The organism is Streptomyces sp. NPDC050535 (assembly GCF_044457665.1).
Classification (GTDB): Bacteria; Actinomycetota; Actinomycetes; order Streptomycetales; family Streptomycetaceae; genus Streptomyces.
This window is the reverse complement of record NZ_JBITHE010000005.1, coordinates 452,570-472,511: the sequence shown is the minus strand read 5'-3', so window position 1 is coordinate 472,511 and position 19,942 is coordinate 452,570. Positions and strand designations below refer to the sequence as shown.

Here is a 19,942-nt window from a genome sequence, read left to right as displayed (position 1 = left end):
CCTTCGTCGCGAATTGAACGAGCGGGCCCGGAAGGGGCGGGCGCCGCGTTCAGATCAGGCGGACCGGTTTCTCGGGGCGGACGCCCAGACGGCGGAGCCAGTCGCGGAGAGGAGCGGGGTCGCCGGTTTCGACGAGGGTCAGGACGCGCGGGCTCAGGTCGGCGGCACGTTCGCCGTCGACGAGGAGTGAGGGCCCGTCGAGCCAGTCGAGGCCCGGCGCCGCGCCCGCCGTGTCCATCGCGGCGCAGCACACCATGGCCGTCACATGGTCGGCCAGCAGCTCGCGGCCGGTCCGCGGCGGCTGAAGCGGGAAGAGGGGCAGCAGTCCGTCGTCCCAGAAGGCCAGGTCGGGCCCCTGCGGCTCGGCGCCGGCCGCCGGCGATCCGGACGTCAGGTCCGGTGCCGCCGCCTCCTCGCGTGCCACCTCCGCGCTGAGCCCCGCCGCGAGCGCGGCCGTCCGCTCGTTCCCGAGCTCCGCGTCGTCCTCGTCGAGGCCGATGCCCATCTCGGCGTAGGCGGGGGTGGGGGTCTCGGGGGCGAGGGCTCCGTCGGGGGTCGGGTGCGGGTCTAGGTCCGGGTGCGGGTCCGGGTGCGGGCCCGAGTCCGAGTTCGGGTCCCGGTCCGAGTTCGGGTCCCGGCCCAAGTCCGTACCCGATACGTCCGTGTCCCCGTCCGCTGCGTATACGTCCTTGCCGCCGCCCGGTACGTCCCGGTTCTCGCCCGGGACGTCCTTGTCCTCGCCCGGTACGTCCTTGTCCTCGTCCAGTACGTCCTTGTCGTCGTCCGGCGAAGTCATCAGGTGGTTCATCACGCGGGCCAGCGTGGGGCCGCCGGAGTCGGGTGTGGCCGGGTTCGGGGCGTGCCGGACGCCCAGCGCGTCCAGGACCCGGTGGAGGCGGGCCGCGTCGGCGCGCCATTTGCGGTCGACGACCTCGTCCGGATAGTCCAGCCAGTCCACGGGCGCCCAGTCGGGCCCGGGCTCGGCGGGACCGCCGTGGAAGAGGCGGGCGGCGAGCAGCGAGGCCGCCTCGTCCACCGTGCCGGGCTCTTCGAGCAGGTCACAGGCGGGGCGCTCGCCGAGCCGTGAGGTGAAACCCTCGGCCAGCCGGTCCCGTCGGGACAGCTCGGTGAGGGCGGCGACGACGCCGGCGTCCAGCCGGGAGGGCCAGCGGCCCATCCGCCAGGCGGGCAGCGCGACGCGGGTCAGGAGCCGGTCCCAGCCCGCGTACGCCAGTCCCACCTGCTCCTGCGCGACGATCCGCAGGCCGTAGTCCACAGCCTGTGCACGCTCGGCCGCGGCGGCTGCCACGCCTCGTTCCATCTCGGCCGCGTGGCCCCGGCAACTGCGCAGCAACAGCCGGGTGACCCAGCCGACGCCGCCCAGCACCGCGCGGGACAGCGGGCCGTGGGTCGGCGCCGAGGCCACGGCCACGGCCGCGTCCAGACCCCGTACGAAACGGCGGGCCGCGGCTATGTCGGGGTGCGCCGACGGGCCCGTGCCCGCGACGACCGGAGCGAGGACCGCGCGCAGTTCCCCGACGCGCATCCACCACAGGAAGGGGGAGCCGATGACGAGGACAGGGGCGGACGGTGCCTGGCGGGAACGCGTCGAAATCCCGCGTACACCTGTCAGGCTTCGCGCTCCTTCCGCGTCGTCCTTGTCCTCCGGCGCAGGCCGGCCGTGCGACAGGTGGGCGCGGTCCTCCAGCCAGCTGTCGCAGTCCGGGGTGAGCGCTATCGCCGAGGGGGCCGGGACGTCGAGTCGGTCCGCCAGGTCGCGGACCATGCGGTAGAGGTCGGGCGCCGACTCCTCGGCGATGGCGACCGTGGGACTCACGGCGGGCCGGGCACGGGCGACGACCAGCGCGATGCCCGCGGCGGCGAGGAGCACGACGGCGGCGAAGCCGGTCACGATCCAGCGGGTGGTGTCCCAGCCGCCGCCGGTGATGTGCCCGGTGGAGCCGCCGGCCACCAGGACGACGGCGACGGCCGCGGGCAGCAGGGCGACGGCCAGCGCCCTGCTGCGGACACGCAGCACGGCCAGAGCCCGGGAGCGCGCGGACTGCGCGCCCACCTCCACACCCATACCTGTCACGACCGGACCTCACCCCCTACGGTCCGCCCGGCGCGGGCTGTCTCGCAGCCCGCGTCGGCGGATGTCCTGGCGTTGCTCACTCCCCCACTGTGGCACCCGCCACCGACATCGCAATGCCGGTGGGCCAAGTGCCGGAACGCTTTCGCCGCACCCTAGTTGGGGCCCCGCCCTCCGTCAGCCGGATGGGGCATCGGTCACTCGATGGAATGGCTCTGGGGAAAGGTGGATGACGGTGGGCAATGATCGGGCCCCGGATTCCGTACGGAATCCGGGGCCCGGAAAACTGTGCTGACCAGGCTCTACGCCTCTGCCGCCGCCTTCGCCGCGATGTCCGTGCGGTGCTGCGAACCGTCAAGACGGATGCGGCCGACCGCCTCGTACGCACGTTCACGTGCCTCGGTGAGGTCGGTGCCGGTCGCCGTGACGGAGAGCACCCGGCCCCCGGCGCTGACGACCGTCTCGCCGTCGTGCCTGGTCCCGGCGTGCAGAACGTAGGCGTACGGGGCGTCCTGGGCCGCCACCTCGTCGAGCCCGGTGATCGGGTCGCCGGTGCGCGGGGTGTCCGGGTAGTTGTGCGAGGCGATGACCACGGTGACGGCCGCGGCGTCGCTCCAGCGCAGGGGTTCCAGATCGGCGAGAGTGCCGTTCGCCGCGGCCAGCAGCACCCCGGAGAGGGGCGTCTTCAAGCGGGCCAGGACGACCTGGGTCTCGGGATCGCCGAAGCGGGCGTTGAACTCGATGACCCGTACGCCTCGGCCGGTGATCGCCAGGCCCGCGTAAAGAAGGCCGGAAAACGGGGTGCCGCGGCGCCGCAGTTCGTCGACGGTCGGCTGGAGGACGGTCTGCATGACCTCCTCGACGAGCTTGGGGTCGGCCCAGGGCAGCGGCGAGTACGCGCCCATGCCGCCGGTGTTCGGGCCCTCGTCGCCGTCCAGCGCCCGCTTGAAGTCCTGGGCGGGCTGCAACGGGACCACGGTCTCGCCGTCCGTGATCGCGAAGAGGGAGACCTCGGGGCCGTCGAGGAACTCCTCGATGACGACGCGGTCGCACGCGTTGGCGTGGTCACGGGCCTTCGCGAGATCGTCGGTCACGACGACGCCCTTGCCGGCCGCGAGCCCGTCGTCCTTCACGACGTACGGGGCACCGAAGGCGTCGAGCGCCTCCTCGACCTCGTCCGGTGTGGTGCAGACGTACGAGCGTGCCGTCGGAACGCCCGCTCCTGCCATCACATCCTTGGCGAAGGCCTTGGAACCCTCCAGCTCCGCGGCCTCCTTGGAGGGGCCGAAGCAGGGGATGCCCACGGCGCGCACGGCATCGGCGACCCCCGCGACGAGCGGGGCCTCCGGGCCGACGATCACCAGCTCGGCGCCGAGCTCCGTGGCCAGCGCGGCCACGGCCACGCCGTCGAGGGCGTCGACCGCGTGCGGCTCGGCCACCTGCGCGATGCCTGCGTTCCCGGGGGCGCAGTACAGGGCGGTGACGTCGGGGTCGAGGGACAGGGAACGGCACAGGGCGTGCTCGCGGGCGCCGCTACCGATGACAAGGACCTTCACGGGGTCAGCCTAACCGCCGGGAGCGGGTGCCTTTGTGGGGGCCGCCGAAGGAGGGGGTGCGGATGATGGTGGGATCCTCCAACGCCCTTACTGGCGCCTCGCCCCCACCGGGTGTCCGAACCGGCGACTCGCGCCCACCGGATTGTCCCGCTACCCGTCGCTCGCTACTCGTCGCTGATCGCTCGTTACCTGTTATCTGGTACCCGTTACTCGTTACCCGTTACTCGTTCGAGAACTCCTCCACCACCGTGGCCCCCAGTTCGCGGACGATCAGGTCGTAGCCCGAGAGGGCGGACTCGACGAGATCGGGGTCGTCGTCCTCGGGGATGTCGTCCTCGGGGGCGACCGGGGGCGGTTCGGGGGCGGCGGGAGCGAATGCCCGCGTGGGTTCGGCGGAAGCGTGGCTCCCGGAAGGGCCAGGGGACGCGGCGGAGCCCGGAGCCGGGGACGACGGCTGCTGGGGCGCGGGCCGCGAGGGTGCCGGCGCCCCGCCGTACCCCCCGCCGTACCCGGATCCGCCACCCGGCGCGGGCGGCACCGAGCCTCCTGGACCGCCCGGCCCACCCGAGCCGCCCGAGGTGTCGACGATGGCGTCGATCTTCCACTGGACGTTGAACTGCTCGGACAACGCCTGCCGCAGCACCTCTTCGCTGCCGCTGCTCGCGAAGTTGTCCCGGGCGCCCGCGTTGACGAAGCCGATCTGCAGAGTCGTGCCGTCGAATCCCGTCACCTGCGCGTTCTGGCTGAGCAGGATCCAGGTGAACCGGCGACGGTTCTTCACCGCTTCCAGGATGTTCGGCCAGAGCGTGCGGGGGTCGGGGCCGCCGCCCGTGGGAGACGCGAAGCCGGCGGCCGGAGCGGGTGCGGACGCCGCGGCCGACGGCGCCGGGGCCGCGGGCGCAGCCGGCTGTCCTCCGCCCGTGGGTACCGCCGTCGGCCATCCGCCGGGACGCCGGCCACTGCCCGCGGCCGTCGGGGTGGGCCAGGAGCCGGGCGCGGTGCCCGACGGAGCGGAGGGCGCCGGTGGAGCGGCGGGAGCGGTCGGAGCCTGCGGCCGCTCCGCCGCGGGAGGTGCGGCCTCAGGAACTGCGGGCGTGGGAGGTACGGGCGGGCGAGGTGCGGCCGTGGGAGGTGCGCTGACAGAAGGTGCGGGAGAAGCGGCCGGAGGAGCCGAGGAGGGAGCGACCGGGGCGGTGGCTACCGGGGCGGTAGCGGCCAGGTCGGCGACCGGCCCGGCCCCCGACCCACGCACCGCGGCCCGAGCCGCCGCGACGCCGCTCCCGGGAGGAACCGCCTGCCCCGCCGAGGCCGGAGCCCCACCCTGCGCGTGCCCGGGCCCAGGCACGTGCAGAGGCGCATCGGCCCCAGGCACGTACCCCATGGAAGGCGCGCCCCCGCCCCCGGAGAAGTTCACCCCGCGCTCGATGCGGTCCAGCCGGGCCATGAGGGACCGCTCGTCCCCGTACGCGGCGGGAAGCAGCACGCGCGCGCAGATGAGTTCGATCTGGAGTCGCGGCGAGGTGGCGCCGCGCATCTCCGTCAGTCCCTCGTTGACGAGATCGGCGGCACGGCTCAGCTCGGCGGCGCCGAAGACGCCGGCCTGGGCCTGCATCCGCTCCACCACGTCGACGGGAGCGTCGATGAGCCCTTTCTCGGCGGCGTCGGGCACGGCCGCGAGGATCACGAGATCCCGCAGCCGCTCCAGCAGGTCGGCGACGAACCGCCTTGGATCGTTACCGCCCTCGATGATCCGGTCCACGACCTCGAAGGCCGCGGCGCCGTCCCCGGCGGCGAAGGCCTCGACGACGGAATCGAGCAGCGACCCGTCCGTGTACCCGAGCAGGGAGGTGGCCATGGCGTACGTCACACCGGCGTCGCCCGCGCCCGCGAGCAGCTGGTCCATGACGGACATGGAGTCACGCACGGACCCGGCGCCGGCCCGCACCACCAGGGGCAGTACTCCCTCCGCGACGGGAATGCCCTCCTGCCCGCAGACCTCGCCGAGGTACTCCCGAAGGGTCCCAGGCGGCACGAGCCGGAACGGGTAGTGGTGGGTCCGCGAGCGGATCGTCCCGATGACCTTCTCGGGCTCGGTGGTGGCGAAGATGAACTTGAGATGCTCGGGCGGCTCTTCGACGACCTTCAGCAGCGCGTTGAAACCGGCCGACGTGACCATGTGGGCCTCGTCGATGATGTAGATCTTGTACCGGCTCCCGGCGGGCCCGAAGAAGGCCTTCTCGCGCAGGTCACGGGCGTCGTCGACACCACCGTGGGACGCGGCGTCGATCTCGATGACGTCGATCGAACCCGGCCCGTTCCTCGCCAGGTCGCGGCACGACCGGCACTCTCCGCACGGCGTCGGCGTCGGCCCCTGCTCGCAGTTCAGACAGCGGGCCAGGATCCGCGCGCTGGTGGTCTTCCCGCACCCGCGCGGACCGCTGAACAGGTACGCGTGATTGACCCGGTTGTTCCGCAGCGCCTGCTGCAACGGGTCGGTTACATGCTCCTGCCCGATGACCTCGGCGAACGACTCCGGGCGATAACGGCGGTACAGCGCGAGAGACGACACGCGTACGAGGTTATAGGCGCCCACTGACAACAGGGACCGCCCGGAAGCCGCCCCCGGCCCCACACCCGTACAGGCCCCCGCCCACGCCCCTGCAAGTACGGCACGCAAACGCAAGCGCCCCCCACGCACCCGCCAGAGCCAACCTACCCTTGCTGCCTTCCGGCCCTGGGGGAGTTCAGTCAGATAGCGCCACGTGAGGGGCTCCGCACAGAGTACAGGAACCTGCCGGTGGGAACGAGTTCGCGAGCACTCCTCAACGTCTTGTATTGTTTGCCGCGGAGGATTCGCCTAGTGGCCTAGGGCGCACGCTTGGAAAGCGTGTTGGGGGCAACCCCTCACGAGTTCGAATCTCGTATCCTCCGCCAGTGCCTCACCGGGCACGATGTCGAAGGGCCCCACCGCTTGCGGTGGGGCCCTTCGACGGTTTCCGTCTCATTTTCCGTCTCAGTTGGTTCTGTTGTCCGATCCGGTCGGCTCCCAAAGAGCGTCGCCAACCTGCTGGGCGACCTTGCGGAGCATGGTCCCCGTCACGTGCATGTAGCGAGCGCGCATCCTGGCCGCTCCCCCGGGCTCCCAACCCATGATCGAGTCGATCACGACGTCTGGGACGCCGAGAATCAGGAGCACGGTCGCGGCGGTGTGCCGAGCGTCATGGAGACGACCGTCTCGCACACCCGCGTCCTTCAGGAGTCGCTTCCAGACGTGGAAGTCGGTGTTCGGGCTCAGCGGCCCACCAGCCGGCGAGGCGAAGACGTACCCCTTGCCCTCCCAGTCGGCGCCGGCCGCGATCCGCTCCCGCTCCTGGACTTCCTTGTGCTGCCGGAGAATCTTGATCAGCGGATCGGGCAGGCCGATGGTGCGCCGTCCGGCTCGGGACTTGGTGGACTTGTGTTCGCGACGGGTCTGCTCCTTCTTGGGGCAGTAGCCCGCCTTCCGGCCACACGGGTTGGCGCCGCAGCCGTGCGCGTACTTCGGGCGCAGCCGGTTCTTACGGATACGGACGTACCCCGCGTCCAGGTCGACGTCTTCCCAGTGCAGGCCGAGCGCCTCACCTTGGCGGAGACCGAGCGCCAGGGCGACGACCCACCGAGCGCTGTTGCGGAGCTTGGCCGCTTCGACGAGGAGGCTCTGTACCTCCTCGATCGTGAACGGCTCGATGTCCTCTTCTTCCAGGCGGGGAGCCTTGGCGATCTCGGCAGCGTTGGTGACGACGTGCCCGCGACGGACTGCCTCACCCAGGGCGACCCTGATCGTCCGGTGCGCGTGGTGAGCGGTGCCGGCGGAGCTCCCGGAGCTCTGCATCTTCCCGTAGAAGCGTTCGAGGTGCTCGGGCTCCAGGCGGTCGAGCTTGTGAGCGCCCAGGCCAGGGACGAGGTGAACGCGTACGTCGACCTCGTACCCGTCATACGTGTTCTCGGAGACGTACGGCTTGGCGATGTTCTCGACCCAGTGCTCAAGCCAGCTCTGGACGGTCCACCCCTTGCCCGGCTTCCGGAGTTTCTTGTCGTCCCGGGCCCGCTCCATCTCGCGGACGGCCTTGGTCACTTCGGCCTTGGTCTTGCGCTCGATGTGACGGCGATCGGGCTTGCCGTCGTCTTTGACTCCGACCGTCACCCGGCCGTGCCATTTGCCGTCCTTGCCGAGGTAGATCGACGAGGCGCCGTTGGGCTGGCGGGTGCGCTTCTGCTCTGTCATGCCCGCCCCTCACGCCGGTTGCCGGTACGACGACGTAATTCCGACACGTAAGCGGGTAGAGCATCGGGCGGAACGCGGCGGAGACGACCGACCGTCACGGACTCGATCTCGCCGGCACGCACGAGCTTGAAGCACGTCGTACGGCCTATGCGGAGTCGTCGCGCCGCCTCCTCAACGGTCAGCAGCGCGAGCGATGCGTCGAGTGCTTGGAGAACGGCGTGAGTACGTGCCGACTCAACCATGGGTCGGTTCTCCTTCCGTTCCAGGGGCGGGGGCGAGGGTGGCAGCGAGCCATTCCTCACCGCGTGTGAGGCCGATTCCGGCGAAGGCCCAGTGGGCGAGGACGTACGTCGTCTCCTCCTGGTCGTCGAGGTCGGGGCGCGGGTCGTCGGGCAGAGCTGCAAGTGCCTCTGCGCGGCGCCATTCGGCTCGGGCGTTGCGAAGTGCGCCGAGGGTGGTGGAGTAGCGGCGGGTCTTGGTGGAGAAGTGGCCGCGGAAGCCGAGCATGTGAGCCCAGGCCCTGAGCCGCAGCTCTGCCAGTTCGCGGCGAGCGCCGAGATTCCAGGCGGTTCGGATCATGCGGCGTGCGTGGTCCGTGATCCGTACGCCGTCGAGCTCGGCGAGGAACCTGATCGGCCGGTCCAGGGTGCCTGTCGCGGCTTCTGCTCCCTTGGTCGCGTACTTGGCGATGTAGGCCGCCACCGCGCGTTCCGTCAGCTCGGTCGAGCCGTCGAAGTCGGCGGATCGGATGGGCCGGACGTCGAGTTGGCGTCCGAAGGTGAAGACGTGCGCTCGGCCGTCGACCACGGGGCCGACCACCGTTGCCTTGGCAGCCGCGGCAGCGATGGCATCAGTCAGCAGCTCGGCCGTGGCCCAGGGCGGTGGGGTGCTGCTCCCGCCCTCCGGGCCGTCGATGCGGATCACGGCGTGGAAGTGCACGGCGCCGCGCCGTTGGTACTCGGCGACCTTCGCGAAGGACACGCGCGCGTGGTCCGGGAATGCCCTCTGCGAGAGTCCCGCCCGCTTGGCCACCTCTCGACGGAGATAGATCGAGAACCGGCGCCAGAGCATCCCGGCATGTGCGTTCCAGAGCACCGCCGCTTCGTAGTCGTACGTGGCCGGGTCGAGCGGAGTGCCGAGCTCGGAGTCGTCCTGGTCGTGCAACGTGCCGCAGCGGCAAGGGCGTACGGTGCCCCGTCGGTCGGCGGGCCGGTTGTGAACCGGCCCGAAGCCGGGTGCGGTGAAGGTGGCGAACACTCGGGGGTGGGCGGCGACGGTGTCAGGAGTGCCCTTGCCGCCGCGCAGGCCCGCTGTGATCAGGTGGTAGGTGTCGCGCCGATAGGTCTCGGCACAGGCCGAACAGCGGGTCGTACGACGGTTGTTGCACCGTATGAGCAGACGGCCGGCGGGAAGAGTCGAGGAGTCCAGGTGGTGCAGGACTCGGCCGATCTCCCCTGTCTGAGAGTTGAGTTGGTATTCGGTCCGGTGTCCGTCGAGGCGTACGGGGTTCGTACACCCGCCCAGGCCTCGCAACTGCCGCACGAGGGTCGGCATGTTGCCGAGCGTCGCGAGTGCCCCCAGGTCTGCGAGCGGGGGCGAAGTGCGTCCGGTAATGATGGAGCTGTCCTTTCGGCTGTTGGTCGGGAGGTCCGCGCCTGCCGGGGCGGCGGGATGCTTGGCGGTATCGAGGCCGCCCCGGCAGGCTGGTCAGCGCCTATTGGCGCCGTTGAGCAGGGAGCGCAGCACGAGGGCCGCGATGGATACGGAGACGGCCGTTATGGCGACCGTGGCCAGGAGAGCGGTCAGGACCACGCCGACGACGAGAACGCACGCGACGGCAGCGGCAGGGCGAGCCAGGAACGGGGCAACAGGGCTGCTGGGGGACGGCACCGGCGCGTGCGCGTGGCTGCACGAGCAGGCCACCGGGGCGGCGCGTTGCTCGGCAGAGGCGACGACGTGTGCCGTCGCGACAGGTGCGGAGTCGGGCAGTTTCGGGCGGAGCAGCACGGCGGTTCTCCTGTCTTTCAGCGGTTGGTGCCGTCGATGACGTCGACTCCGGAGCGGGTGCCGGACTCGATCGCGGGGGCAAGGAAGGTCTGAGAGAGCCAGAAGCCGAAGAGGGCGATCACGACGGCGACCCAGAGGCGGATGCCAAGGAACTTGATCGCGGCCCAGGCGATGACCCCGAGGACGAAGACGAGGGGCAGGCTGACGGTCACTGGGATCTCCTCAGCGGGCGGAGCATCGGTGGGTTCGGGCTGCCAGCTCGGCGGCGGCCCGGCTGTCGTAGTCGGTCGAGAAGCCGCAGCGCGGGGCCGTACAAGCGGCTGTGTGCTTCTCGCGGCCCCGGCCGTCGTAGAAAGTGCCGACCTGTACGGGGCCGATGCGGATCACTCGACGGAAGCGGCGTTCGGCGGGCATGAGCGGGTCTCCTTCTGTCCGGTGAAGTCGGCGACGTGGTCGGTCAACCAGCGACGGATCTCGTCGCCCTCGTCGATGTCGGCGTTGAGGATCACGGGCTCGGCGATCAGGACGGCCTCGGTGAACCTGTTCTGACGGGTCAGTTCGGCAGCGCGCCGGAGGGCTCGCAGCGTGGACGAATGCAAGAGCGGATTCCTTGTCGGTCAGGCGAGTTGAGCGGCGATGGCCTCCGCGAGCGGGGCCGGGACACCCAGCCGGGCACGGAGGGTTGCTGTGTCGATGGAGGCGCCCGTGCGGGTGTGGTGTTCGGCGGCCACTTTCCGGGCGTGCTCGACGAGGGCGGCCGGAACCTGGTCGGCTGGACTGGCGGTGAGCGCGGGCCGCGGGGCAGCGGGAGGCGACTCGGGAGCAGCCCCGGAGTCGGGATCGGGTCGCGTCGTTGTCTTCGTCAGGCCCTCGTGCTGCTCGGCGGTCGCTGCGGAACGATCGGTGCTTCCGTGAGCGAGCAACGTGCCGCCGAGGAACGCGACCGCCGGCCAACCAGCCACGGTGATACGGAGCCAGGCCGGAACGTTGTCGAGGTCGAGGAGCCCCGCCGTCGCAACATTGGCGCCGAGACTGGCGGCCAGCGCGACGAGGAACCAGGACCATCCGGCCGCCTTGGATTCCCCCGACCGCAACCGCTTCCAGGCCGCGACCAACAGGAGATCGACGCTCACCGGGTAGGCCCATGCCTTCCAGCCGTCCTGTCCGGCGGCGACAGCCAGGTCGTGGAGATGAGCGAAGGACAACGCGGCGGCAATAGCCGCCTGGATCAGTACGGCATCCACGCGGTTCGGAAGTGCACGCGCCGAGGAACTCTCGGCCATCCTGATCACGTCCTCTCGATCGGTTTCGGGCACGGCAGGGGTAGGGACTTGGCACGAGACGGTCGTGCCAACCGATGAGGGAGCAGGTCAGCCGGTCGCGGGACTCGGCTTTGTCACCGCGGTCGGAGAGGCCACGGGCGGGAACAGAGCGTGCGGCCGGAAGGGCTCCAAGACCTTTACGCGGGGGGCGAGTTCAGCCGTCTCTCGGCAGATCGCCGCAGCATCGGCGAGCGAGAGGTACGGGGTACGGATACGCCCCCACCCGCCCGAGGTGTCGCCGGCCACGGCCAGGCCCGGACGTTCGGCCGGAATGGTGGAGGCAACACCGACCGCCTCGGGGGCGATATCGCCGAGCGCCATCTTCGCCGAGGCCTCGTCGTTGACGCGATGGCAGACACGGCCGGTGAGTTGAGCGCGGAGCATCGTCGCTCCTTTGCCCAACTCAGCGCCGAAGCGCTGCCCGCAGATCTCCAGGTAGATGCCCGCAGCCCGGCCGAGCTGGGCGAGCCGGATCAAGTGGGTCACCATCTCGTCCCGTCGCTCCTCGTCCTTGCGCGTGGCGACAAGGAAGAGTTCGGCCACCTCGTCCACGAACAGCACGATCGGCGCCGGACGTTCGTGCGCCGGCAGCCCCCACACGTCCGAGGTGATCTCCTCGTCGGGAGTGCCAGGCGCGATGCCCTGCCGAGCCCTGATCAGGTCGTATCGGGCATCCATCTCCTGGACGAGCAGAGGCAACAGCTCGGCGGCCTCACTCGAATCTGTGGCCAGGGCCGAGAGCCGCGGAGCAAACGGCGCCAGCTCCACGCCGCGCTTGCAGTCGATCCCGACCAGGGCGACCGGTTGCGTCGCCAGGCCGGTCAGCAGGTTGCGCAGGAACATCGACTTCCCCGACAGCGTCGCGCCGAGGACTAGTTGGTGAGGAACGGTCCGGTAGTCGCGGACGAACACGGTCGCGTCCTCACGCAACGCCACCGGTACCGCCAAGACGTCATGCTCGCCCCGGCGGGGCATCTTCACCTTCCGCAGCACGTCGAAGCCGACCAACCGCAGCTCGACCACACCCGGCTTGATCTCGCGAACGTGCACGGCGTGAACGCCCCAGGCATGCCGAAGCCGTTCACACGAGGCGGCCACGTCCGCCGGCTCCTGACCGGGAGCCAGCCGAAGCCGGACCCGCAGTCCCGTAGAGGTCGGGCGGATCAGACCCCGCCGCGGAGGCACCGGGCGAACCTCACGACGAGTGCTCGCCCGTACGGCCAGGGCTCGCAGTCGGGACGGCGCGACCGTCAGCCCGCAGGCATCCATGGTGGAGCCGTACGAGGCCATCAGCCGCGCCACCGACGACGGCAGCCCGACCGTGGCCCAGTAGACCGCCGGGTGCGCCTTCCGGGCGTAGACCGCCCCACCTATCGCGGCGAGCGGTCCGCCCAGTTCGACCAGCGTCATCAGCTCGGACACGAGATCAGTTCCCCTGTCCGGCCGGGAAAGCACCGGCGACCACGGCAGCAGCTCGGTAGGCGATGCCGTGGCGGGCCTGCCCGCTGAAGACGCTTTCCCACGGCCGGGCGATGAGGCCGGGGAGAGACACCGGAGCTCCGACGACCAGGCCGTCAGTCACCCCGCTCTCCGGGACGGTCACCGCGAGGAGCGACGACTCCCCCTCATCGATGTAGACGACGCCGACCTTCATCAACGCCTCACCGCTGAGAGCGTCCTTGGCGATCTCGCCCGTCTGACGGTCCTTGACCTTCGGCTCAGGAGCCTCGGTCAGCAGGATCGTCGCGGACGAGGTCTCAACTCGGATCACACGCACAGAACTTCTCCTTCGTAGACACCTGCCAGACGACCTGACAGGTTGACTTAGCAAGTTCGAAGTTAGAGATGCCAGGTTGACTTGTCAAGTGATTCAGGTGATCGGGCCGACGACCCCAGCAAGCACCAACGGATTCACAAGCGCACGATGAGAGACAACGCCTCATGGAAGGACGGGTCCATGAGCAAGATTCGGCATTCTCGGCACCCACAAGGCCACCCACCACAGACATGGGGCGCACGGTCTCCCAGTCCGTCGCCACCCCAACCGAGCCAATGGCCCGGACCTCAACAGGCTTCCCCACCAGACCAACCGCCTTACCAGGGGCAGCCGCCCCCTCCCCCAAGGAAGCGCCATCGCGTCTTCTTCTGGATCTTCCTGGCGGTCCAGATCTTGTTCCTGATCTGGATCGTGGCAGGCGTCGCCAGTAGCAGCGGGACGCCCGAATCGTGCTCTGGCCTAACGGGCGACGACCTCCAACTGTGCGAGGACGCCGGCGACCTCGGCACCACGATCGGGGTCGGCCTGGTAGTCGCATTCTGGGTGGCCACAGACTTCATCCTGGCCCTCACGTACGTGATCTACCGGATGGCCAGCAGGCAGCCGCGAACCTAAGGCCAACAGCGAAGAGAGCGCCGACTCAGTCAGCCAAGCCGGTAGGTGTCTTCCAGTTCCTGCCGATCAGCGGGTAGCAGCACGTCCGTGACCTGCAAGGCTTGTCCGGACACATCGCACGCGACGACGAGCACACTCAGGACGGGTTCCCCCTTGGGCAGGGCCAAGAGACCTGCCTCCTCGGCGCTCGGCATACGAGCCGAAACCCGCTCCGTGACGTGGTCGAAGCGGACCTTCTTTCGCGCTTCCAAATGCGCTCGCAGTCCCTCCGCGAGCGGAGTCGAGTCAGCGAGGTCAGTGCCCTCCGCGAGGCCGGCGGGGAAGTAGGAAGAGGAGAGCTCGACGGGCTCTCCGTCTTCTTCGACCAGCAGCCGCCGGACGAGTACCTTGGCCCGCTTCGGGACACCGAGATGCGAAGCAACCCGCGGCGGCACGGGCACCTGGCCGACCTCAATGAGACGCCCGGGCGCGGCCGACTCATCACGCTCCAGCGCCTCACGCCCCCGTTGATCTTTCCGCTCGATCACTTCGGGGCGCCCACGGACGATCGTTCCGTACCCCTGGCGGGACTCCAACCAGCCATCCCGCTTTAGCAACTCCAGAGCGCGAACGACAGTGGGGCGGGACATGCCGAAGGCCTGGACAAGCTGATTCTCACTCGGGACGCGACTTCCCGGCGGATACGTACCGTCCTCGATGCGCCCCTGGAGCGTCTGCGCCAGCCGCACATATTTGGGTGCAGCCACCTCGTACGCCATAGCTCCGCCTAGTGAGAATCCGCCAAGTCAACCTGTCAACCAGCCTACTCAAATGAGGAGGCTGCTGAACACCCTCGGACTCGCGTGTGCCTACTTGGCGGGTCGATCCCACGGCTTCCAGGCCTGGTCTACCTGGAACGACACGACGGTTCCACCGAAGCGGCTCGGGCCGGCACTCCAGGAATCGGCCAGCGCGTCGACCAGGAGGAGTCCTCTCCCGTGCGCGTCATTGGCATCGGGACTACGCAGTCGGACGTCTGCCGGGAACCCGGGATTGTGCACAGCGACCCGCAGGGACTCCCCCACCCGGGTCCACTCGACCCGCACCCGCCAAGCGTCCTCGGCCTCTCCGTAGAGAATCGCGTTCGTCACCAGCTCGGAGAGCATCAGCACACAGTCGTCGATCGGAATCGCCAGGTTGTACGGAGCGGTGAACTTACGAAACCAGCGCCGCGCCCGGGCAACGGACTCGGGCACCGGATAGAGGGTCATACCCCCGATCGGCGGCGGCTCAGCAGCCGCCCCACCGGACTCATCGTGTGCATCCGCCATGAGCACCACTACTCCTTACCAGTGCCGTCGCAGTCGAGACAGCGCCGCTTGGATGTCGCACAGGCGCGAGCATCGGCGGCGGAGAGCGCCAGGGCGGAGCGGGAGCCAACGTGCTTCCACCCTCGCCCCCGGCATCCACGGCAGTCCGCTTCCTGCGACACGTGCCGTAACTCCGCGCGCTCCTGGCTCACGCCCATGCCCCTTCCGGTCAAGTGGCCTTAGCCACTTACTGGATAGTGGCATTAGCCACTCGAAGCCACAAGCGGTTCGCTGAGACAGGCGGGACTTTCTAGCTGATCGGGTAGCCCTGCTCGAACGCCCAACGACCGGGCGGGTAAGTCGCTTCGGCGAACTCCAGGGGGTGATCCTGCATGTCATAGACCACATGATGGACAATCAGGACCGCTGAACCCGCGTCGAGTTCGAGATCAGCGGTCTCATCACCGGTCGCCAATCTGGCGCACATCCGATCCTCGGCGTAGCTGCCTTGACGGCCCGTCATGCCCTCTACGTACATGAGCGTTCCCTCCTGAATCCGGCCGGGATCAAGGAGCTTGGGGGCGCGCTCGCCGACATCGGGGCTGAACCACGAGGTGGAGATCGTGATGGGCCCAGACTCATTCTTGGTCACACGACGGCGGTGAACAGCCCGGGCGCCAGGCGCCAGACTCAGAGCCTCGGCAACGTAGTCCGGAGCCTCAAGCCATCCGGCCGACGTGATCACCGCGTACTCGCCAGCCGTGTAGATCTTGCCGGTCTGCTTGGCACGGCCGTAGAGCTCCCGGGCCCGCCGGTTCACGGCAAGCCCGCGCACGTAGGTGCCCGACCCTTGCCGCTTCTCGACCAGCCCCTGATGACTCAAGGCTTCCAGCGACCGAGCTGCCGTGGGCCGCGAAACGTTCCAGGAAGCCGCGAGTTGCCGCTCCGAGGGAACCTCGTCGCCAGGCCTCAAGTCGCCTCGCAAGATCTGATCGCGGATGTGGTGAGCGATCTGGAGGTACTTGGGCTGGGTCTCTTCGATCTGCGGCATCGGAGCCCCTTCCCTAAGTGGCTATGACCAGTAGCCACTATAGGGTGAGTGGTCAGCAGGGGAACCCGTACGCTGACGCGGGTGACCCGCTTGATCGTGGCAGCAGGAGGAGGGGGCGACGCAGTCGCCGCCGCAATGCTCGACGCAGCCCTCTACGGAGGTGGCGGAAGTCCGGCGGTGATCCTCACGTACGCGTGGGACCGGCTGCTGATCGATCCGGTGCCAGGGCCACGAGGGCCGGCCAACTTCACGGGCCTACGTCCACTCACGCGAAGCGTGTGGACCGTACCCGCCGAAGCGAAGCCGATCGCTCCCGCAGGCTCGACACTCCCCCGGCTGGCAGCCGAACTGCCGCACACCTTCGCCCTCATCGATCCAGAGCACGGCGCCGAGGGCATCACACGCCAACTCGAAGAACTCATCGAGCACCTGGCCCCCGAGTCCATCGACCTCCTGGACGTCGGCGGCGACATCCTCGCCAGGGGCGACGAACCAACGCTCCGCAGCCCGCTCGCCGATGCCCTCACGCTGGCGGCGTGCTGCCAAGTCAACGTACCGGTAAGGCTTTTGGTCGCCGGTCCTGGGCTGGATGGAGAGATCCCGGCCGAGGACTTGCACGATCGCATGGGCCCTGCGCTCCTCACATTCACGGCCGAGCACGTCGAAACGGTCGGCTCAGTTCTGGAGTGGCACCCTTCCGAGGCAACAGGCATGTTGGCGGCCACGGCCCGAGGAGTCCGCGGCCTCTGCGAGGTCAGGGACGCCGGCCTACCCGTCCCGCTCAGCGAGGAAGGCCCCACCGTCCATGGAGCGGATCTAGACGACGCGCTGAATCGCAACGAGCTTGCCCGCGCCATCCTCGCGACGGAGACCCTTGAGGAAGCGGAGCAGCACAGCCGCGAAATCTGCGGCTACTCGGAGATCGACTACGAGCGGAACAAGGCCAGTTGGCTCGGCAGCCAACCGGAACAGAAGCTCGACCCAGAGGGCACGCTCCGACAACTCAACCAGTTCGAGGCCGACGCCCGCAGCCGCGGCATCACACACACGACGTTTCGCAGGATCACCGAGGCACTCGGCCTCAACGGCAAAAAGCGCCAGGACCTCAGGGCCCTACTACTCAGTAGCCGGCCGGACCAGTACGAGGCTCCGCTCTGGCGCATCTCAGCTGGGCCCACCTCCGCCTAGATACACCCCAGCCGAAGTGCCGCGTATCAGTTGATGGTTGACCGGCTGACGTCGGGTGATGTTTGACGTCAGACCTAGACGATCTTCTGCCAGGTGACAAACGGGACCACCTAATCAGCTACCACCCCTCCTCGGGGGACCCGACAACTTGGGCGTCGACCTGCGCCGCCAGCCAAGCAGCCCGCTCGTCATGCCCGGGGCGGGCGTGGATGAAGACGGTGTGCTCGGCGGCCCACTCCTCACAGTGGATGTCGTGACTGTTGCACGCGACCTGCAACTCGGCGTACTTGTACTCCTCGACCAGTCCAAGCTCAGGCACGGTCGGCCACTTCAGGTCATGCCATAGGACATAGCATCTGGTGATATCCGCCCAAGCCCCCAGGGCATCACCCGCCTGCGCAAAGGTCGTCACGTTCAGGAGCAGACTCGCGGGAAAGCCGATGTGGCCCTCCCCGTACCACTCAACCCTCGCTTCAGAAGAAGCCTCGGTCAAACGCCGCAGCTGGTCATCGTCGCGCGCCCACGCATCCAGGTAGCAGCCGCTGGAGTTGTACCAGGACGCGACCGACAGCAACCTCTCCGCGAGCCTCAACGCCTCAGCCAGATCCGTGGTTCGCAACACGGGCCACGCACATGTGTTCCCCATAACGGCATCCTGCCAGCGTGATCCCTTTGCCTGCCGAGATATACGTCCAAGCCGAGGCAAGCGGTGTCAAGCATCAGGTGAAGCCGCAGTGTCAACTATCAACCGAGACAAGACACAGCCCCACGCGTCCGGCTGAGTTACAACTTTCTCTACTAGTTCAAGGCGGCTCGCTCCGCTCCCCGCGCGCGGCCCGGCCCCCGGCCGGGCCTGCGCTCCTGTCTCCGCCCCGCTCCAGCCCTGCCGGCGCCCGTGCCGCGCTCAAAGCATGCAGCCGCCTGATGTCAGTGAAGGGGTACGTCGTGGCTGGGACGGTCGGCTCCACGGCTTTAGCCACCTCCCCGGCCCGGGGCCCGCGTCGAGCAAGACCAGGGGGCCACTCGTGCACATTGCGGTCAGGCCCAAAGCCTGCCCGAGTTGCCAACCAGCCTATGGCCCCCTGATCATGCTCGACCCCAGACCGGGCAGGCCACCGGCCAAACCCGCTACGCCAACCTAATCCTCTCGCTGCGACAGCCGTGGGCCTTGCATCCACCTTCTGATGATCGAGGCCAACCGATGGCACCAGCGAGCGAAGGGGCGGATCTCTCGAACTGGAGCAGCGGTCGAGCGTCACGCATGCTCGTCGATACTAAATGGGAGCTGGTGAAGGCTACATGAGGTTCAGCGAGCACTACACCCTTGAGGGGGATTATTGAAAAGACTCACTTGCCATCACCGATTTCTGCGCTGAAGCGCGGACCGCGTTTCCCTACGCATTGAGTGAACCATGCCACGGCAGTTTCCGGGTACTGCGAAGTGGCACGACATTGCTTGCTGGTTGCACGTACTGCGTACGCGCCAATTGTTGCAGTTCTGGATCATGAGTGGAAGAACGTAGCGTCAAGAGAAACGGACTGTGATGCTCGTAGATGCACACAGCCTGTCCCGGTTCGATACGGCGCAGTGGATACCTACCTGATGCACCGCCTCCAAGCCCTGGGATTATTTCCCCTCCAAGAAGGTCCCCAAGCAGTTGCGAGGTCCGCGGATCCCGGTTACCGGGAAGCAGCAGAAGCGCAGAATGATTGTTCGCGATGGTCAGCGCATCAGATTCTCCGTAAATTCCGATCATCTGCGAAAGGTCATGGAAAACGGTCACCATTTGAATTCCGGTACCCGCTGCGGTCGTGGCCAATGTGGCCAGGTCTCGAAGCGGTGCAATGTTCCCGGCCTCGTCCAGGAGAAGGAGCAGGGGCGAAGTTGGTTGCCCTGTGGCTTCACGCGCGTATGCCTCTCGAAGGATACGGCGAATTAAAGTGGTGAACAACGGGGCGAAACGCCGTTGCTCATCCGGCGGAGCGCAGATATAGAGCGTATTGTCACCCCCGTCGAAGAATTCCCCTATATCCAGTCCACCACTCGCAGAGTCCGCTACCGACTGATAGTCGAACACCGCCAGGCTAGACATAAGCGTTCCGTAGATACTGGAGAGGGTTCTGTTCTCCAGGGATACTATTCCCTCAAAAGCCTGACTGGCTTCTGCATTATTGGCCGCTTGGAGCAGGGAACGCACCTCGAACTCTTCCTGCGACTTAACCCAGCGAATCACATCTGTCATGGAGTAATGGTTAACGGCAGCGGCGAAGAGTAAGGGGGTGAGAAGTTGCGACGCCATACCATACCAGAATTCACCTTCACGCATGCTCAGGTAGCCACCTTCAGTCAGCGCCCTGCTCGTGGCCATGGCTCCATCCCAAGTGGAGCAGTCATCAAGGGGGTTCCATCCCATAACAGGCCCCTCTCGTTGCAGCCTCCCGGCCGGCTCATAGACATAGACTCGACCGGCCGAGCTGCGGCGTTCAAAACTCCCAAACAGGACGTCAGTGCGTACGGATGTTACAACCGCCGCACCTTTCCATTCCAAGAGTGTCGGAATAACCATGCTGGTTGTCTTTCGGCTTCGCTGTGGACCGATAACCAATACGGGACGCATTGGTGCTGCAGCGAATGTCTTCCGCAACTCACAGTGCTGGTCGATGCCGAGAATGACGCGACCAGGCGCGGCTGATGACACCTGAAGTTCCTTGATCACGCTTTGAGGTATCATTCCGGACCTTTCCGAGAATCGAGCGCCGTTGGATTGACGGAGTAGCGGA

General features: G+C 68.1%; 19 protein-coding genes, 1 tRNA gene and 1 other RNA gene. 2 read left to right on the top strand and 19 right to left on the bottom strand.

What is annotated here, in order from left to right; all coding sequences use genetic code 11:
* Positions 1–49 precede the first annotated feature (49 nt).
* The 4 genes from ACIBLC_RS15300 to ffs form a co-directional block, all read right to left on the bottom strand.
* Entirely contained in the window at positions 50–2,086 is a 2,037-nt protein-coding gene (locus ACIBLC_RS15300) for a hypothetical protein (protein ID WP_399211432.1), read from the bottom strand.
* Positions 2,087–2,394: 308 nt separating this feature from the next.
* A complete protein-coding gene (gene purD, locus ACIBLC_RS15295) occupies positions 2,395–3,648 on the bottom strand; it encodes a phosphoribosylamine--glycine ligase (protein ID WP_399211384.1) in 1,254 nt (417 codons plus the stop codon).
* 220 nt (positions 3,649–3,868) lie between these two features.
* Positions 3,869–6,217 carry a DNA polymerase III subunit gamma and tau gene (locus tag ACIBLC_RS15290; protein ID WP_399211383.1) on the bottom strand — a complete coding sequence of 783 codons (2,349 nt, stop codon included), beginning with the start codon at positions 6,215–6,217 and terminating at the stop codon, positions 3,869–3,871.
* 107 nt (positions 6,218–6,324) lie between these two features.
* An RNA gene (gene ffs, locus ACIBLC_RS15285) (signal recognition particle sRNA small type) lies at positions 6,325–6,423 on the bottom strand.
* 71 nt (positions 6,424–6,494) lie between these two features.
* On the opposite strand from ffs, the gene ACIBLC_RS15280 reads away from it, so the two are divergent.
* Positions 6,495–6,582, top strand: a tRNA-Ser gene (locus tag ACIBLC_RS15280).
* A 79-nt stretch (positions 6,583–6,661) separates the two neighbouring features.
* Here the strand turns inward: ACIBLC_RS15280 and ACIBLC_RS15275 are convergent.
* From ACIBLC_RS15275 to ACIBLC_RS15215, 13 genes are all read right to left on the bottom strand, one after another.
* Positions 6,662–7,912, bottom strand: coding sequence for a tyrosine-type recombinase/integrase (locus tag ACIBLC_RS15275; RefSeq protein WP_399211382.1), 1,251 nt, complete (start codon positions 7,910–7,912; stop codon positions 6,662–6,664).
* On the bottom strand, positions 7,909–8,154 hold the full coding sequence (locus ACIBLC_RS15270) for an excisionase family DNA-binding protein (protein WP_384457793.1): 246 nt from the start codon (positions 8,152–8,154) through the stop codon (positions 7,909–7,911). Before ACIBLC_RS15270 ends, ACIBLC_RS15275 begins: the two co-directional genes overlap by 4 nt.
* Positions 8,147–9,466 carry a replication initiator gene (locus tag ACIBLC_RS15265; protein WP_399211381.1) on the bottom strand — a complete coding sequence of 440 codons (1,320 nt, stop codon included), beginning with the start codon at positions 9,464–9,466 and terminating at the stop codon, positions 8,147–8,149. The genes ACIBLC_RS15270 and ACIBLC_RS15265 overlap by 8 nt, the downstream gene beginning before the upstream one ends.
* 153 nt (positions 9,467–9,619) lie before the next feature.
* Entirely contained in the window at positions 9,620–9,919 is a 300-nt protein-coding gene (locus ACIBLC_RS15260) for a SpdD protein (RefSeq protein ID WP_399211380.1), read from the bottom strand.
* A gap of 17 nt (positions 9,920–9,936) precedes the next feature.
* Complete coding sequence (locus ACIBLC_RS15255) at positions 9,937–10,131, bottom strand: hypothetical protein (protein WP_399211379.1); 195 nt, start codon at positions 10,129–10,131, stop codon at positions 9,937–9,939.
* A gap of 10 nt (positions 10,132–10,141) precedes the next feature.
* The gene (locus ACIBLC_RS15250; RefSeq protein ID WP_326721714.1) at positions 10,142–10,333 is read right to left on the bottom strand and encodes a mobile element transfer protein; all 192 of its coding nucleotides are present in this window, start codon (positions 10,331–10,333) and stop codon (positions 10,142–10,144) included.
* Positions 10,303–10,518 carry a hypothetical protein gene (locus tag ACIBLC_RS15245; RefSeq protein ID WP_399211378.1) on the bottom strand — a complete coding sequence of 72 codons (216 nt, stop codon included), beginning with the start codon at positions 10,516–10,518 and terminating at the stop codon, positions 10,303–10,305. The genes ACIBLC_RS15250 and ACIBLC_RS15245 overlap by 31 nt, the downstream gene beginning before the upstream one ends.
* A gap of 18 nt (positions 10,519–10,536) precedes the next feature.
* Complete coding sequence (locus tag ACIBLC_RS15240; RefSeq protein ID WP_399211377.1) at positions 10,537–11,202, bottom strand: DUF2637 domain-containing protein; 666 nt, start codon at positions 11,200–11,202, stop codon at positions 10,537–10,539.
* A gap of 87 nt (positions 11,203–11,289) precedes the next feature.
* Positions 11,290–12,663, bottom strand: coding sequence for an FtsK/SpoIIIE domain-containing protein (locus ACIBLC_RS15235; RefSeq protein ID WP_399211376.1), 1,374 nt, complete (start codon positions 12,661–12,663; stop codon positions 11,290–11,292).
* Positions 12,664–12,667: 4 nt separating this feature from the next.
* Positions 12,668–13,018: a hypothetical protein gene (locus ACIBLC_RS15230; protein ID WP_399211375.1), complete on the bottom strand. Its 351-nt coding sequence runs from the start codon at positions 13,016–13,018 to the stop codon at positions 12,668–12,670.
* A 644-nt stretch (positions 13,019–13,662) separates the two neighbouring features.
* Positions 13,663–14,391, bottom strand: coding sequence for a GntR family transcriptional regulator (locus tag ACIBLC_RS15225; RefSeq protein WP_399211374.1), 729 nt, complete (start codon positions 14,389–14,391; stop codon positions 13,663–13,665).
* A gap of 90 nt (positions 14,392–14,481) precedes the next feature.
* Complete coding sequence (locus ACIBLC_RS15220) at positions 14,482–14,943, bottom strand: ATP-binding protein (protein ID WP_399211373.1); 462 nt, start codon at positions 14,941–14,943, stop codon at positions 14,482–14,484.
* Between the two features lie 289 nt (positions 14,944–15,232).
* Positions 15,233–15,973 (bottom strand): GntR family transcriptional regulator, encoded by a 741-nt coding sequence (locus ACIBLC_RS15215; RefSeq protein ID WP_399211372.1) that lies wholly within the window; start codon positions 15,971–15,973, stop codon positions 15,233–15,235.
* A 135-nt stretch (positions 15,974–16,108) separates the two neighbouring features.
* Here ACIBLC_RS15215 and ACIBLC_RS15210 point away from each other — a divergent pair, with 135 nt between their 5' ends.
* Positions 16,109–17,161, top strand: coding sequence for a DUF1152 domain-containing protein (locus ACIBLC_RS15210; protein ID WP_399211430.1), 1,053 nt, complete (start codon positions 16,109–16,111; stop codon positions 17,159–17,161).
* Between the two features lie 118 nt (positions 17,162–17,279).
* Here the strand turns inward: ACIBLC_RS15210 and ACIBLC_RS15205 are convergent, their stop codons facing one another.
* A complete protein-coding gene (locus ACIBLC_RS15205) occupies positions 17,280–17,783 on the bottom strand; it encodes a hypothetical protein (protein WP_399211371.1) in 504 nt (167 codons plus the stop codon).
* Between the two features lie 772 nt (positions 17,784–18,555).
* Positions 18,556–19,878, bottom strand: a complete 1,323-nt coding sequence (locus ACIBLC_RS15200; RefSeq protein ID WP_399211370.1) for a type IV secretory system conjugative DNA transfer family protein — start codon at positions 19,876–19,878, stop codon at positions 18,556–18,558.
* Between the last annotated feature and the right edge of the window lie 64 nt (positions 19,879–19,942).